Origin of the sequence: Paraglaciecola sp. T6c (assembly GCF_000014225.1) — a bacterium.
In the GTDB taxonomy this organism is placed as follows: domain Bacteria; phylum Pseudomonadota; class Gammaproteobacteria; order Enterobacterales; family Alteromonadaceae; genus Paraglaciecola; species Paraglaciecola atlantica_A.
In genome coordinates this window covers 2,951,475-2,967,624 of the sequence record NC_008228.1, presented here as the reverse complement: position 1 = coordinate 2,967,624, position 16,150 = coordinate 2,951,475, and the positions used below count along the sequence as shown (strand labels likewise).

Below are 16,150 nucleotides of genomic sequence, written 5' to 3'. Positions count from 1 at the left end.
TTGAAACGATCTGTAGCTAAGCGTATTTATCGTTTTAATGATTGATAGACTAGAGCGCTGGGCGCGGCAATGCGATATTGAATATTTGTATAATCCATTCATTGCTTGTCATTGGTTTTGCTGCAACTTCCAGCTTAATAATTTGAGGAAGTGTCGATGGCCATGTAATTAAAATAGGGATTGGGGCACCAACAGCATAGCTTTTTGATTCATTTACGTACTTGTCAGAAACACCTTCACCCAGAAGTCGCCAGGCAATTTTTTTAATCGGCACGCCCGCTCTTACAATAACTTGAGTATCAAACGCTGCGGCTGTTTTGGCAGGTGAGTTTGCGATTTTGGCATCCACAGGTATATAGACCATTCCTTTATTGGTTTCCTGCCAGCCATAAATCCCTAATTCCTGAGCGTCGAGTTTAATTGTGCTCAGCACCTCGTTTACCGGCCATGAAATGGTAGCGCTAGCATCGAAGGTCGTATCCATGCGGTAATACAAGCGCGGCTTTAACGCTAACCCTCTTATGCTGATTGACGATGTGCTCATTTGTTGCGTCAGGTTCGGCTGCATTATCTGGATGACGTCGTCCTTAGAAAAATGCTCTATCAGAGGGGCGTTAAGCATCGAAACAAGCTCAAAATCTGCGGACACCGGGGACTCGTAAAGCCCTTCGCAAATGCCACTTCTGTCCCTGTAGCCATTAGCCCCAGAATCCGCTCTCTTTAATAACTGCGTGTCACATGTGCTTGAGAGCGCCAAAGTAGATGAAAAATACGATGGCATTAATAGCAGGAATAGGCGTAAATAACGTAAAGAATAAAGGCGATAATAGCGTTTATTTAGCGACGTTTGGCGCAGTAAAACTGATGTGTTTTTCATTGCTCTTATGCTCCCTGCATAGTAAGCGGTATGAAACCATGATCCTTATCACTGCAAGAACATCCGAATCCGGTACGCGAAGTGCGTTGTAGTTTTACCTTAGTCGTTCGCTGTGGGTCAATGCTAATTGTGTAAAAAACAAACACTTTAAGTTCGTGAAACGTTCCTAGTAGTACTTTGATAACCTTAATAAATACGTATTAACCTGTTGCGAACATATACGCTATGCGTGTTTCCATGGCTTTTCTGACTCTCCCAGTGCGTAGTTCAATTCGTGCTAACCCCTTCCGCATTTTCTGGTATCTTAATGTTGTCATTGCTTGGAGCGTTTATGAATAAATTACTGTTGGTTATCTCTGGGGCGCTGCTAATCAGTGCTTGCACGAGCGTGCCGAACAAGAGTGCCTTGACCCCATTGGATTTAACGGCCGATAAAGCTGCAGTAGATGAATATTGGCTTGCTTATCGTAAAGTCACGCCTGTGTATCCAACGCTGGCAAAACAACAGAAATTATCAGGTTGCGTTGAGTTTTCTTTGCTTATTGATGCAAATGGCCGGGCGGTCGCGCCTGCCATCATTAAATCTTTCCCGAAAGGGGTGTTTGAAAAGCAGGCAACGATTGCCATTGAAAAATGGGTATGGGTACCAACTCAGACTAATACCAAGCGCCAGCCCGTCATGCTCACCTTTCAACATGATTTCGTTGTTAGGCAATCCTCGAATAGCAAAGCGGCTTACGATGCGTGTAAAATCTAACGTGTTGGCTTAGTTAAGCGCGGCTCGGCTAGATTGGCGTTGGCGCGTCTATTAGATAGCCAAGCTAGAATAATCACCGCACTTGTTGTCGGTTTAGCCTCCGTTTTTCGTCGGCGTTTCATCCGCTTTTTATCTTCTGTTACTGATTTATATTTAACCTAAGGGATCCCAATTTATGTCATTTGAGGCATTAGGCTTGCGTGATGAGCTCATTCACGCCATTGCTACACAAGGTTACTCGGTCGCCACAGACATTCAACGTGAAGCAATACCCCTTGTGTTAGCTCAACATGACCTGTTAGCCGTAGCCCAAACCGGTACAGGGAAAACGGCGGCGTTTACCTTGCCCTTATTGCAACGTTTAGCCGCGAAACAAAGCACCAAGGTACAGGGTGTGCGAAGCTTGATTGTTACCCCAACTCGGGAATTAGCAGCGCAAGTAGCCATCAGTGTTGAAATTTACAGTACTCAGTTGAATATTCGCAGCTTTGCGGTTTACGGCGGCGTTAGAATCGAGCCGCAAATAGCGCAATTGCAAGAGGGCGTAGACGTGCTGATTGCCACACCTGGCCGTTTACTTGATTTGTATGAACAGCGGGCTTTGCACTTTGAAAACCTAGAGATACTCGTGTTTGATGAGGCCGATCGTATGCTGGATTTAGGCTTTATTGATGACGTAAAGCGCATTCAATCGCTGTTGCCTGTTAAGCGTCAAACGCTGTTGTTTTCAGCTACTTTTTCAAAACAGATTAAACACTTTGCGAGGGAAATGCTGAATGCTCCAAAGACGATTGAAGTCAGCGCCGTGAATAGTACAGTGGATTTAGTCGCGCAAACATTCCACCCGATAGAGCAGGCGCGAAAAAGCGCCGCGCTTATCCAACTTATTCAACAGCACAGATGGTCGCAAACACTAGTGTTTATCCGCACTAAGCGAACGGCTGACGCACTAGTGACTGAACTTGAAGATGCTGGTATTGCTGCTGCATCTATTCATGCCAACCGAACACAACATGCACGTACCCAAGCCTTAAATGCCTTTAAGGCCGGTGAAATACAGGTTTTGGTTGCCACCGATATCGCAGCTAGGGGCATTGATGTTAGCCAGTTACCCTGCGTTGTTAATTATGACCTGCCGTACGTACCTGAGGATTACGTGCATCGTATTGGGCGAACAGGACGAGCAGGAAATACAGGGACGGCGATTTCTCTTTTCAGCCCAGATGAGATCTCGCAGCTTCAATCCCTTGAGCGCTATTTAGATCAGCATCTAAAGCCTTCTACTTTGGTTGGTTTTGCGCCAAAAGACCAAGTGACAAAGTCATGGTCAGCCAACAAAGCCAACACACGCGTTAACAGCGCTGAAAAACCCACCTCAAGGAATATGGAAAATACGAAACATGTGAAGGGCAAACCCCCTGCAGCCAAGTTAAACATTGATGATGAAGATGATGAACTGTATGGGAATTTCGAAGCTGACCCGCATACTTCGAGTTCACGAAAACAGCACAAAGGTAGTGCAGGGGGAGCCAAACGAAGTCGCAGAAAATAGTAGGTGCTGCTAACGCATCTCTTTACGGTAGTTTTTTGCGCACTCGTTAAGGCCTAGCAAACAAGCTGTGAAAGGTCGTTTTATACCGATTTGACACAGTTATTGAGTGCACCGGGCATATTGTCTACAATAGCGAACTTTTTTCGAATCTAGGTCATTTTTATGAACGACACCACTAACTTACCACCGTTACCCGATCATCTTTCAAGCAACCCTCGTAGCCGCCACTATGTGGAAGAAGTGTTTGAGCACAACATTGGAATTCGCTTGAATGGTAAAGAGCGCACCAACGTAGAAGAGTACTGTATCAGCGAAGGTTGGGTAAAAATTCCTTCACCTAAAGCGTTAGATCGCCGCGGCCAACCGCTATTGATAACCTTAAAAGGAACGGTTGAAGCTTTTTACGCTTAATCGTTCGCTGTACTTCCGTCGCGCGAGGAAAAGCCGCGGTAGACAACACCCTTATAGACGTGACGAAGATAATAATGCGCATATGAGAAAATACTGTGCGGTGTCTGTGGCAATGTGTCGCGTAATCTAACGCTACGTTTTCATAGGCGACGTGCTTTTCATACGCTACGCACTTTTCATACGCTACGCACTTTTCATACGCTACGCACTTCAGAGCACTACACTGGTCGGCGAACTTGATCGTTTCGCGTGCGTAGCAGACTATTTGCGAAGAAAAGCGCCCTTAACACTGCGCAGCTATACGCTAATACCGCCCGCGATTTACCAATTGACTCGGTTAGATAAACAATATGATTACAATGATTATTACCCTAGTTGGCTTACTAATATTTATTGTCGGGGCGTTGTTACTACTACTTGAAGCGTTCAACCAGAGTACGTTTTGGGGACTCGCGTGTTTATTTATTCAACCTGTATGCTTAGTGTTCATCGTGCTTTATTGGCGTGTGGCAAAACTGTCTTTTTATACTCAGGTGGCCGGGCTCGGTATGTTACTCATTGGTCTTAACTTACACGATTATTTTAATCCACCCTAAGCAACTTCATTTACTTTCAACGCTTTATTGCATCCATAGCTTAATCGTTCATAAAAGCATGTTCATAGCATAATCTTCCATACTTCCTTGTCTTTTTTTTATCTTCCTCAACTGTTATGTTAATTGAGATATTTTTCACGCTATTCACACAATAACGTACAGCTCTATCATCAGGTGGTGAATATGAAGATTGCGGTAACAGCGGCGAGTGGCCAATTGGGCAGGGCGATCGTCAATACCCTTGTCAAACAAGTTGGTGCAGCAAATGTAGTCGCTTTAGCTAGAACGCCGGAAAAGGCCAGCGCCCTTGGGGTTGAAGTGCGCCCTGGTGATTACAATAATTTACCCGAGTTGGAACGCTCATTAATGGGTGTCGACACCTTATTGTTAGTCTCTGGGATGGATGCGCCCGACAAACGAATCGTGCAACATCGCAACGTTATTAATGCAGCTAAAAACAGCGGTGTTTGCAAAATCGTCTATACCAGTGTGCAAGGAGCGCAGCAAGGCACCGCTTTCTCACCCGTCATTCAAAGTAATAGGCAAACAGAAGAAGACGTAAAATCCAGCGGTTTAGAGTGGGTCATTGGCAGAAACGGTATTTATATTGAGCCAGATATTGAATATATCGCAAGCTATAAAAAGGCTGGTAAGGTGACCAATTGCGCAGGGCAAGGGCGCTGTGCGTATACATGTCGGGGGGAGTTAGCGTACGCGTATGCAAAAATGCTGACTGAAGATAAGCATAATGGCCATACCTATAATTTACATGGTGAATTGTTAACCCAGCAGCAACTAGTTGAGCATCTAAACAAAGCATTTGACCTTAACCTTCACTATGTCCCATTGACCTTTGAAGAATACCAAGCAGACCGCATGGCTGAACAAGGGGATTTCATTGGTACCGTGATTGCGGGAATTTACCAAGGTATTGCGATAGGAGCGCTAGAAAACGAAAGTCACTATCAGCAGGCTTGCGGTAGGGCGCACCAATCATGGCAAGACTATTTTCTAGCCTCCGTTAGTGGCTAGGCGTAGCGGCTTTGCTCTTTTTCATCGAGTTTAATGAAATTTTCATGAAGTCAGATAATACTGGCTCAGTAAAATAGACCATAAGAAATCATATGATATGACGGTTGCATCTCACATTTTAGATTCATCAAACATTCCACTGATTACTCGCTTTCATGCTCGTCGCCAGTACAGTCTCGATTTGGCCAAGTCACTAACCAGTGAGGACATGCAGCTGCAGTCTATGCCAGATGCCAGCCCTACCAAGTGGCACTTAGCGCATACGACTTGGTTTTTTGAGCAGTTTATTCTGCACGCTTTTATTGAGGATTATCAGTCACCTCAACCGCAATTTAATTATTTGTTTAATTCCTATTATGAGCAAAAAGGCGAGCGTTATCCCCGTGCTCAAAGGGGGATGATCAGTCGCCCTTCGATAGAAGAGGTATACGCGTATCGTCAGCAGGTTGATGCCGCCATCGAACAATTACTAACCCAAAACAGCGATGCTGAGTTGCTTTCGCTTATAGAGCTGGGCATGAACCACGAGATGCAGCACCAAGAATTATTGTTAACCGATATTTTGCATGCCTTTTCACTGAACCCTCTTTACCCCGCTGCTTTCGCCCTTAGCGCTCAACCAGAGCGAGCATCGGCTGAGTTGTCATTATCTGAGCACTTCATCACCTTCGAGGCTGGGCTACATGAATTCGGTGTTGATCCGCAACCTGAATTTTATTTTGATTGCGAAGGTCCAAAACATAAAGCCTATGTAGCTGCATTTTCATTAGCCAAAGGCTTAGTGACGAATGGTGACTGGTTAGCCTTTATTCACGCAGGCGGATACCAAAACCCTGTGTTGTGGTTAGCCGATGGCTGGGCGACAGCGCAGCAGCAACAGTGGCAGCATCCGCTTTATTGGCGAAAGCAAGAAGAACAATGGTTTCAATTCACCTTAAATGGTCTTGTGCCTTTGGATTTAACGGCGCCGGTTTGTCATATCAGCTATTACGAAGCGGACGCCTATGCTCAGTGGAGAGCGTGCCGCCTGCCTAGTGAATACGAATGGGAGTTAGCAGCACGGACGCAGCACATTGCGGGTAACTTCTCTGAACATCGCGTTTTTACGCCTACTGCACCCGGTAGCCCAGATGATATGCAATTACACGGCGATGTTTGGGAGTGGACACGCAGCCCATACACGCCATACCCTGGGTACAAAGTGCCTGAGGGGGCAGTAGGCGAATACAATGGTAAATTTATGTCAGGGCAATATGTCTTGCGAGGTGGCTCTTGTGTCACGCCCATTGAGCAAATGCGCGCAACCTATCGAACTTTCTTTTACCCCCATCAACGTTGGCAGTTCATGGGCCTGCGTTTAGCTAAGGATTATTAAAATGGCCTTTCCCCCCGTCGCCCGCCAGATTGATGCAGCTCATCAAACTGCGTTAAAAGAATCGTCATCTGAGCAAGATAGGTTAGTTGAAGACATTACTGCAGAAATAACGTCAGGTTTATTAGCAGAGCAAAAATCAATTTCATCGAAGTTTTTTTATGATAGCTTGGGGTCAAAGTTATTTGATCAAATCTGCGATTTACCTGAGTACTATCCTTATCGCACTGAAATGGCGATGTTGCCTAATATCGCCAAGGACTTGTCTGAGTTGATTACTCAACCAATAGAATTGATTGAATTTGGAGCCGGTAGCTTAACCAAAATTAGGATATTGCTACAAAGCGTGAATATGATCCGCTCAGTGGTGCCTATTGATATCGCTCAGGATCACCTGCAGTGCGCGGCTGATTCGCTGGCTGCTGATTACCCAGATATTAATGTATCGCCGATTTTTGCTGATTTTACCCAGCCTATATCATTAGAGAATCAAAGCGACTTTTCCAAACTCGGCTTTTTCCCTGGATCGACGATTGGTAATTTTAATCGCGAATTTGCGCTGCAGTTTTTACAGCGACTTCGCCGTTCTTTAGGGGACAGCGCAATGCTGCTAATTGGCGTTGACACCAAAAAGTCACCGCAGCAGTTACATCAAGCATACAACGACTCCGCAGGTGTTACTGCAAAGTTTAATCGTAATATTTTGCGTCATGTAAACCAGATTACTGGCAGCGATTTTGACCCCGATGCTTTTGAGCACTATGCACTATACAACCCGCACCTAGGTCGAATTGAAATGCATCTAGTCAGCCAGTGTGAACACGTTGTACATATTCGTGACCAGCAGATTTCGTTTCACCAGGGCGAAACCATACATACTGAAAACTCTTACAAATATCGCCCTGATGAGTTTATTCATTTGGCCAGAATGGCGGGGTGGCAATTCGAAAAGCAATGGTTAGCGAAAGACGATATGTTTTCAGTGTTTTTACTGCATGCAGATGGTTAAAAAATGTTATTCACACCGCACAGCCTCGGGATCACTAAAGTGAAAATACTAAACTTATTGCTCATGTTTTGTCGTGCTGGTAAGTTATTGAGTTAACAGATAATACATTAAGGTTCACTGTGATTTATCTATCCTGTTTTGCCAGTTAGATTGGCGTAAAAGGCTCAGGTTTATCGGGTTAACCTCATTTGGGCCATAAGGCAATTTAAGGAGTATAGGTATGTTTAGTCACGTGATGATAGGTGTTAATGATATGGAAGCATCAAAAAAATTCTACGATGCGACCATGCAAGTTTTGGGTTACAAGCCCGGCGTAATGGATGAAAAAGGCCGTTGTTTTTACTTTGACAAAAGTGGCGTATTTGCCTTAACCAAGCCAATTGATGGCGAACCTGCATGTCACGGTAATGGTTCAACGCTTGGCTTTAAGGTTGAAAGCACAGAACAAGCTGAAGCATGGCATGCAGCAGGCATAGCCAACGGTGGTGTGGCCTGTGAAGATCCTCCTGGTGTGCGCGGCGAAGGCGAAAATCAAATGCATTTAGCCTATCTTCGAGATCCTACCGGTAACAAAATTTGTACTCTGCTGCGAGTTTAAGACTGGATTAATGAGGTTGTAAAAAACAGTGCGGTGTAAACATGGGTGCTGGGCGGAACGTGCAGCATCCATGGTTTAACATGACAGCGCAGTGCATCAGCAAAATAGTCATCAAAACGCTCTTTATAGAGCGTTTTTTCGTTTTTACTTTAAAGCTGTATTTTTACTTCACTGTCATCTGAATGTACCTTTTTCGGTGTTAGGCTGTTCTGAGCGCTTTGTCCACAATGGCAAATAGCGAATGAAGAGTACGAAAGCTGAAATAAGAATGTGTTGGCGAAAATCGCACGTTGCTCAACACACAAAAATAAAAGACGTTAATCTATGTTTGTTCCCCCCAATTTGCGTATTCAAGAGAACCAAGAAATTGACCGGTTTATCAGTGAAAATAGCTTTGGTATTTTAGTGTCTGAGTCACTTGATGCTACGCATATCCCGTTTATTTATCATCAAAATGAAGGGGAGTGCGGGATACTCTATGGCCATATCGCTAGAGCCAATCCTCATATTCATCAATTGACACAAGAGAAAGCATTGGTGATTTTTAGTGGCCCCCATGCATATATATCTCCTACATGGTATGCAGAAGGACCTGGTGTGCCCACGTGGAATTACGCCGCGGTTCATTGTAAGGGCCAAGCAAGTCTAATCAGCGATGAAGAAACGGAGCAGGCGATGGATGCTTTAGTGGCAAAGTATGAGCCAAGTTTACTCAACAATGAGGTGAGAATGCCTGCGGATTATCAGGCTAAATTGCGCCGAGGCGTAGTAGGCTTCAAAGTCGTTATCGAACATATCGATGCCAAGGAAAAACTCGGGCAGCAGCGTAAGGAGGCTGATCAACAAGGTGTATTCAAGGCCCTAAGTCAAAGCGCTGATTTAGGCGATATACAATTGGCCAACTATATGCAAAAACGCCAACTTGGTGTGGGCGGCGTCGAATAAGCGCAAACTTATTAGACTCGCCCACTGCCGTGCGCTGGTGGTTCTTTGGCGTTAGGCTAACACTGTTGATTGCAGACGACGAATAGTGGTGACGCAGGCAAGGCGTGACTGACTGTGCTAACCGTATTTGCGATGTAAGCGATATAAAAATGGCCTAAAAGACATTTTAGGCCATTTTTATTACGTATACCGTTTGTGAAAAGAATTCCTACTAAACAGTTTATTGCTCAAACCATTTACGAATGGCTGCTCTGTCTTGCTCTGTCATACCGGTTTTATTCATTAATGGCATATCTTTACTGACAACGGCACGCTGGTATATCAGCGGTGCTTTTGCCTGAATTTGTTGCCACGAATCGAGCATTAATCCCAGTGGCGCAACAACGAACAATTCATCCGTCGGTTTAGCGGAGTGACAATTCGCACAATGGGTTTGAATAACGTCAAACGCGTGTTGTTCAGTCGCGCTAAGTTGAACTGGTGCAGACGCGCTGATATTGGCGGTTTCAAGCGCTTTCGAATCATCAATATGCGATCGAGGGTAAGAGACCCAACCGGCAATTAGTAACATACCTATTGCGCCCGTGATGAGTACTGATGGGCGCGAAATGCCTACGTGCTTTAGGTTAAAGTAATGGCGTATCCACGCTGACACTATACCAATAGCCATAAGCACTGCCCATGCCTGAGGGTGTTGGAAGGTCATAGGGTAGTGGTTGCTGATCATAATAAACAGTAATGGCAGGGTCAGGTAGTTGTTGTGTACTGAGCGCAGTTTGGCCGCTAATCCCCAAGCAGGATTAATCTCCTTGTTGTTGGTGACCGCATCGACCATTAAGCGCTGAGCGGGCATGATTTTAAAGAAGACATTGCCAGCCATTATTGTGCCAATCAAAGCGCCAACATGCATGAACGCGCCTCGGCCACTAAACCAATGTGTGGCTAAATAGCTTACCGCACCGATCAGCACCAACAACATAATGCCGAATAGAGCAGGGTAACGGCCAAGTGCGCTGCGACAAGCACCTTCATAAATAAAGAGTCCGCCAAATATTAAGCCCAAACCACGAATGATGGCTTCTTTTGGGGTTAAGTCCATCACAGCAGGGTCGATCAAATAAATAGAAGCACCGTGGTAGTAAATTAAGCTCAACAGCAAGAAGCCACTTAGCCAAGTGGTGTAGGCTTCCCATTTAAACCAGTGTAGGGTTTCTGGCATTTTCTCTGGACCACGTTGATATTTGGCCACTTCGTAAAAGCCACCTCCGTGTACTGCCCATAAATCACCTTTTATGCCTTTATCTTGTTTCCACTTTGGCGGTGTACGTAGATTGTTATCAAGCCAGATAAAGTAAAAAGAAGCGCCTATCCAAGCGACGCCCGCAATCACATGAAACCAGCGGATAAATAAAGATGACCATTCAAACCATGCCATTATGATGTTCCTTGTTTGTAATTCTTATTCTTATAGTAAGTTATGTGTTTGCTCGGTAAACCGGCTCGCCGGCGATATAAGTGGCCGTGATGGCTCTGTCATCAGCAAGCATACTCAATGCAAATATAATGTCTTGGATCTCGTTTTGTTGTTCACAGCGCAAACTGGTGAGCTCGTCAAAATGCGGGTCAACTATGACGAAATCTGCATCCGTCCCAGCATTTAGGTTGCCAATACTTTGCTCTAAACCTTGTGCAACAGCGGCGCCCTGGGTCATCAGATACAGCCCATGTAATGGTGGTAACTGCTCGGAGCGTAATTGCCCTACTTTATAGGCTTCGCCCAACGTACGCAGCATACTAAAAGTGGTTCCTGCACCAACATCCGTGGCGAGGGCCACTGGGATATCGTATTTTTCCGCCGTTTTTAAATCGAACAAACCACTGCCTAAAAACAAGTTCGATGTAGGGCAAAAAGCAATACTGGCGCCACTATCGCTCATGCGTTGCCATTCATGCTCTTGCATGTGAATACAGTGACCAAACATAGCTTTAGGGCGCAGCATATTGAACTTGTCATATACGTCTAAATAGCCGTTATAGTTAGGAAAGAGTGAATTAACCCAGTCGATCTCATTCAGGTTTTCGTTCAAATGGCTTTGAATGTACACATCTGGATATTGCTGTGCCAACTCGCCCAATGCATGCAGTTGTTCATGGCTACTGGTGGGCGCGAAACGCGGGGTGATCGCATAATATAAGCGGTCTTTGCCGTGCCAACGCTCAATTAATTCAGCGCTTTCTTTTTGGGCGGTTTCTGGCGTGTCTTGTAGCCATGATGGGCAGTGCCTGTCCATGCATACCTTACCCGCGATCATTAACATTTTGTGTTGCTTAGCCGCTTTAAAAAGTGCATCTGCAGCACATTGATGCACCGAAGAGTAGACCATGGCGCTGGTGGTACCGTTGCGATAAAGCTGGCGTAAAAATATATCTGCTATTTTGGCTGCATACTCTGGGTTGGCAAATTTCTTCTCAGTGGGGAAGGTGTAATTATCCAGCCAATCGAGCAACTGCTCACCGAAACTCGCCAACATTTCTGTCTGCGGGAAATGCAAATGGCTGTCGATAAATCCCGGCATGATGATCTGGTCACGATAATCGTGAGAAACCGCTTCAGGGTACTGGCTCAAAAGATCATTAGCCTGGCCTGTGGCTAGGATCTTGCCATTTTGAGTGACCAAAGCGCCGTCCTTGATATAGCTGAAGTCTACTTTCGGCTGCGCCGTCTTCTGTGGAAAATGTAAAATAGAGGCAAGGTATAGATGTGTCGTCATTTAAAAATAGATCCCGTTAGCTACCGCGGTAACTGCTAAAGCCAAATGGAGAGATGAGCAACGGTATATGATAATGACCACCGTCGGCGGTTATTTCAAAATGCACATCTACGAAAGGGTAAAACGCACTGCCGTGGGCCGCTGACAAGTACTCACCAGTGAGAAATCTAAGTTGGTATTGTCCTGCAGAAATCGTTAACTCACCCCACTGATTACAACGGCCATCTGGGTCAGTTTGCACATGCGCAATATTGCCTTCTGGTGTTGTTAGTATTAATTGCATATTAGCCGCAGGCTTGCCTAAGGTGGTGTCTAGCACATGGCTAGAAAGTGACGGTGCTTTATTCATCTGAAAGACCCTTTAGTATACGTAACATGGTAATTTTAATTTGTTCACCACTGGCAATATCGATTTCGGTGGCAGTAGTATTGTGGATACGCTCTTCGATTTCCTGAAGCATGGTTTTCGCGCTCAAGCCGCTGGCGCAAATGATAAAAATAAACCCGTGCTTTTCTTTATAGGCTAAGTTCAGTTTTTGCAAAGCCAGTAGAGTTGCCTCATCCGCTTGTGCAGCCCCATCTTGCTCATTACTTGCCATGGCCTTGGTACTGGCATATTTCTCACGCAAGCTGCTGATATCCCCAATCATGGGATGGGCGTCAAATGCTTGCAGAACATCCTCTTTATTCATGTCTTGCCAACTTGCTTTCGCTTTTTGCAGCAGACTCGGCGCATTGGCATAAGGCCGTTGCTCTTGCATTTTCGTTACCCAGCGCTGCGCTGCGCAAGTTTGAGCAAAAAACGTTTCAGCCTCACTCGCAGTGAGGTTATTCAATTCAGTTAAGGTCATAATGAGTCTTTTAATTTCTTAGAGGCGCGCCACGCGTTCACTTGCTTTTGTCGCATTTTAAGCGCTTGGTTGGTGTTAAGTTGGTTTTCTTGCGTACTCGCGCCCTCACTGGGTTGTTGCTCAAGTGCATCACTGTTTAGGCGTTGTATGATTTGACCCGCAATAGACACCGCCACTTCAATGGGGCGTTTACCTGGAATGTCTAATACCCCAATTGGGCTGACCAAGCGCTCGGGCTGAGTTACATCAGGCATGCGCGCGGCGATACGTGTGACAAATCGTTTCGCTTTGGTGTTAGAGCCTATCATACCGATATAAGGCAGGTCAGGGCGTTTAAGCGCCACCTCAACCAATTCGTAATCTAATTGATGATTGTGGGTCATAACCACCAACCAACTATTGGCAGGTGCCCGAGCGATATGCTCAGTTGGCTCATCGCTCACTATGATATCTAAATTGGCAAAATCGTAATTCGGGTGTCTTTGTCCCGCGCTGCTCTTGGGAAATAATGCTTCACGTTGATCAATCCACTGTATTTGCAAAGGCAGCTGCGCTAGTAACGGAATTAACGCATGGGCCACATGACCCGCGCCGTAAATTTGCACGGTTTGGCATTGTTCTATCATCACTTCAAACAATACGTTGACCGCACCGCCGCAGCATTGCCCCAATTTACTGGAAAGCGGATAGTGCTCAATGTGCTGTGTTTGCTCGTTATTCGCGAGTAGACCTCTGGCTTGTTCCGTAGCGGCAAATTCTAAGTGCCCGCCGCCTATCGTGTCGAAAGTTTCATCCCCGGTCACAATCATTTTGGTGCCGTTGCCGCGAGGAGTCGAGCCCGCAGCGCCAAGGACTGTTACCAATACGTAGGCTTTGCCTTGCGCTTGGCATTGATGCAATGCGTCAAACCATTTATTGGTATTCATCTTAACTAGGCTCGCTAGACGTGGGGTCAGCATCTATAGACATAATACATTTCAGCACGGCTTCTGGCGTGGCAGGGGCGGGTAACTGGGGATCAATTTTGTAGTCTGTTAAGCTTGAAATCGCATCTTTAATGGCACACCAAACTGAATTAGCCAACATAAAGGGCGGTTCACCCACCGCTTTAGAGTGATAAATACTGTCTTCGTCATTGTCCCTTGGATACAGGTCCACATTAAACACGTCGGGGGTGTCGCCAATGGCAGGTATCTTGTAGGTCGCCGGGTTGTTGCTGATCAAGCGACCTTTATCATCCCACTTTAAGTCTTCGGTAGTGAGCCAGCCCATGCCTTGTATAAAGCCACCCTCTATCTGCCCTATATCAATGGCTGGGTTTAAGCTGCGGCCCACATCATGCAGAATATCGACACGCTCTACTTTGTACTCGCCCGTTAAGGTGTCGATGGAGACTTCGGAAACCGACGCACCATAAGCAAAGTAAAAGAATGGGCGGCCATTACCTGTGCTGCGGTCATAATGGATTTTAGGGGTTTTATAGAAGCCCGTTGATGATAACGATACGCGGCCAATGTAGGCATCTTGTACTAGTTGCACGAACTCCACGTTATGTTGGCCTAACGTGACGCGATTGTCGGCGAAAGTCACTTTATCCGCGGTAAGTTCCGAATCGTCGATGGTTTTTGCATAGAATTCTGCTAAGCGCTGTTTGACGCTGATACACGCATTTTGTGCTGCTTTTCCGTTAAGATCGGTGCCACTTGATGCTGCCGTGGGCGAGGTGTTCGGCACTTTATCAGTACGCGTAGCGGTGACTTCTACATCATGCAAAGAAATGCCAAACTCATTGGCTACAATCTGACCAATTTTAGTATGTAAGCCTTGACCCATTTCTGTGCCACCGTGATTAATCTGCATGCTGCCGTCCGTATATACATGCAGCAGTGCCCCAGCTTGATTCAAATGCTTAGCAGTAAAGGAGATGCCAAATTTTACGGGCGTCAGCGCCAGGCCTTTTTTAACAATGGGACTGCTTTTATTAAACTGAGTGATGGCCTCTCTGCGGGCCCAATAGTCAGAAGAGGTTTCTAATCGTGCAATCAAATCGCCCAACAGGTTGTGTTCAACCGTCATACCATAAGGTGTGAGATTTCGATCTTTGTCGCCATATAGGTTTAACTTACGTACCGTTAGCGGATCTTTTCCTACTTTTCGAGCAACAGCGTCCATCATGGCTTCAGCAACTATCATACCTTGTGGGCCACCAAAACCGCGATAGGCTGTGTGTGACACCTGATTCGTACGGCAGCGATGACCCGCCACATTGACGTTTTCAAGATAATAACCGTTATCGCAATGGAACATCGCCCTGTCGACAATGGCATCTGATAAGTCAGGTGAGTGCCCGCAGTTACCGTTTATATCTATATCAGCCGCGTTAATTAAGCCTTCTGAGTTAAATCCCACTTGATAGCTGTTTTCAAATGGATGACGTTTACCCGTGGCAATCATATCTTGCATGCGCGGTAAGCGAAGTTTTACAGCGCACAGGTTACGTTTGGCAAGCAAGGCAGCTATACACGCCCATTGTGCTGCTTGGGTTTCTTTACCGCCAAAACCACCGCCCATGCGACGCATATCCACCACGACCTTGTGCAATTTACAGCCTAATACCTCTGCGATGAGTTTTTGAACTTCACTGGGGTGCTGGCTCGATGTGTAAACCAGTACGCGGTCTTCCTCATCGTTTATCGCCATAGACACTTGGCCTTCAAGATACATGTGCTCTTGGCCGCCTATGCTTATATGTCCTTGCGCGTTTAGTTCGCTTTGGCCAATGGCGGTGTCAAAATCACCTTGTTGCATAAAATGCGCTGGGCGCACAAAATTACTCTGTTGTTTCGCAGCTTCAACCGTTAGGCAAGGAGCTAATGGCGTAATATCAACCTTGGCTTTCAGAGCGGCTTGACGCGCATGTTGCACGCTGTCGGCTAATACCGCGAATAAGGCCTGACCGTTAAATAATACGTTACCTTGGGCAAAAATAGGGTCGCCATCAAATACTGGGGCGATATCTACATGACCTGGTACATCATCCACAGTAATCACATCAGTTACGCCTGGGCTTGCCCAAACCGCTGTCAAATCGATAGAATTTAATGCACCTGAGGCTTCAGGGCTGGTGCCCACGGCCGCGTACTGCAAATTCGCAGGCTGGGGCATGTCATCCACATAACGGGCTTGGCCGCTGACTTGGCGAATGGCACTTTCGTGGGGATGAGACTTGCCTACTTTCCCTTGGGGGTTACTGGTAAACGGCTGTTCAATAAGTTTACGCATGGTCGTAACCTCGCTGTATTAGTGATTGGAAAAAGCTAAGAAGACAAAAAAGCACACGAGGTAAAAATAACTTGTGGCCACAAGTAACACAGCAAAG

General features: G+C 45.9%; 16 protein-coding genes. 9 read left to right on the top strand and 7 right to left on the bottom strand.

The annotated features are described in order from the left end of the window. Positions 1-49: 49 nt before the first annotated feature. Positions 50-877, bottom strand: a complete 828-nt coding sequence (locus tag PATL_RS12450) for a hypothetical protein (RefSeq protein ID WP_011575230.1) — start codon at positions 875-877, stop codon at positions 50-52. Positions 878-1,208: 331 nt separating this feature from the next. Here PATL_RS12450 and PATL_RS12445 point away from each other — a divergent pair, with 331 nt between their 5' ends. The 9 genes from PATL_RS12445 (at position 1,209) to PATL_RS12405 (ending at position 9,149) form a co-directional block, all read left to right on the top strand. Then, the gene (locus PATL_RS12445) at positions 1,209-1,634 is read left to right on the top strand and encodes an energy transducer TonB (protein WP_011575229.1); all 426 of its coding nucleotides are present in this window, start codon (positions 1,209-1,211) and stop codon (positions 1,632-1,634) included. A 175-nt stretch (positions 1,635-1,809) separates the two neighbouring features. Continuing rightward, on the top strand, positions 1,810-3,186 hold the full coding sequence (locus PATL_RS12440) for a DEAD/DEAH box helicase (protein ID WP_011575228.1): 1,377 nt from the start codon (positions 1,810-1,812) through the stop codon (positions 3,184-3,186). Between the two features lie 162 nt (positions 3,187-3,348). Beyond that, positions 3,349-3,597, top strand: a complete 249-nt coding sequence (locus PATL_RS12435) for a DUF3297 family protein (protein WP_006990939.1) — start codon at positions 3,349-3,351, stop codon at positions 3,595-3,597. Positions 3,598-3,947: 350 nt separating this feature from the next. Then, a complete protein-coding gene (locus PATL_RS12430; RefSeq protein WP_011575227.1) occupies positions 3,948-4,193 on the top strand; it encodes a hypothetical protein in 246 nt (81 codons plus the stop codon). A gap of 183 nt (positions 4,194-4,376) precedes the next feature. Further along, on the top strand, positions 4,377-5,225 hold the full coding sequence (locus tag PATL_RS12425; RefSeq protein WP_011575226.1) for an SDR family oxidoreductase: 849 nt from the start codon (positions 4,377-4,379) through the stop codon (positions 5,223-5,225). A gap of 97 nt (positions 5,226-5,322) precedes the next feature. Next, positions 5,323-6,600, top strand: a complete 1,278-nt coding sequence (gene egtB / locus PATL_RS12420) for an ergothioneine biosynthesis protein EgtB (RefSeq protein WP_011575225.1) — start codon at positions 5,323-5,325, stop codon at positions 6,598-6,600. Position 6,601: 1 nt separating this feature from the next. Further along, the gene (egtD, locus tag PATL_RS12415) at positions 6,602-7,606 is read left to right on the top strand and encodes an L-histidine N(alpha)-methyltransferase (RefSeq protein ID WP_011575224.1); all 1,005 of its coding nucleotides are present in this window, start codon (positions 6,602-6,604) and stop codon (positions 7,604-7,606) included. A gap of 220 nt (positions 7,607-7,826) precedes the next feature. Then, entirely contained in the window at positions 7,827-8,204 is a 378-nt protein-coding gene (locus tag PATL_RS12410; RefSeq protein ID WP_011575223.1) for a VOC family protein, read from the top strand. Between the two features lie 324 nt (positions 8,205-8,528). Further along, positions 8,529-9,149, top strand: coding sequence for an FMN-binding negative transcriptional regulator (locus tag PATL_RS12405; protein WP_011575222.1), 621 nt, complete (start codon positions 8,529-8,531; stop codon positions 9,147-9,149). A 220-nt stretch (positions 9,150-9,369) separates the two neighbouring features. On the opposite strand, the gene PATL_RS12400 is transcribed toward PATL_RS12405, so the two are convergent. From PATL_RS12400 to xdhB, 6 genes are read right to left on the bottom strand one after another with little or no spacing between them, the layout of a single operon-like run. After that, a complete protein-coding gene (locus PATL_RS12400) occupies positions 9,370-10,584 on the bottom strand; it encodes a urate hydroxylase PuuD (RefSeq protein ID WP_011575221.1) in 1,215 nt (404 codons plus the stop codon). A 40-nt stretch (positions 10,585-10,624) separates the two neighbouring features. Next, entirely contained in the window at positions 10,625-11,920 is a 1,296-nt protein-coding gene (gene guaD / locus PATL_RS12395; protein ID WP_011575220.1) for a guanine deaminase, read from the bottom strand. 16 nt (positions 11,921-11,936) lie between these two features. After that, a complete protein-coding gene (gene uraH, locus PATL_RS12390; RefSeq protein WP_011575219.1) occupies positions 11,937-12,269 on the bottom strand; it encodes a hydroxyisourate hydrolase in 333 nt (110 codons plus the stop codon). Continuing rightward, positions 12,262-12,771 (bottom strand): 2-oxo-4-hydroxy-4-carboxy-5-ureidoimidazoline decarboxylase, encoded by a 510-nt coding sequence (gene uraD, locus PATL_RS12385; protein ID WP_041713784.1) that lies wholly within the window; start codon positions 12,769-12,771, stop codon positions 12,262-12,264. The genes uraH and uraD overlap by 8 nt, the downstream gene beginning before the upstream one ends. After that, positions 12,768-13,697 carry a xanthine dehydrogenase accessory protein XdhC gene (gene xdhC / locus PATL_RS12380; protein WP_011575217.1) on the bottom strand — a complete coding sequence of 310 codons (930 nt, stop codon included), beginning with the start codon at positions 13,695-13,697 and terminating at the stop codon, positions 12,768-12,770. Before xdhC ends, uraD begins: the two co-directional genes overlap by 4 nt. A 1-nt stretch (position 13,698) precedes the next feature. After that, entirely contained in the window at positions 13,699-16,053 is a 2,355-nt protein-coding gene (gene xdhB / locus PATL_RS12375; RefSeq protein ID WP_011575216.1) for a xanthine dehydrogenase molybdopterin binding subunit, read from the bottom strand. Positions 16,054-16,150 lie beyond the last annotated feature (97 nt).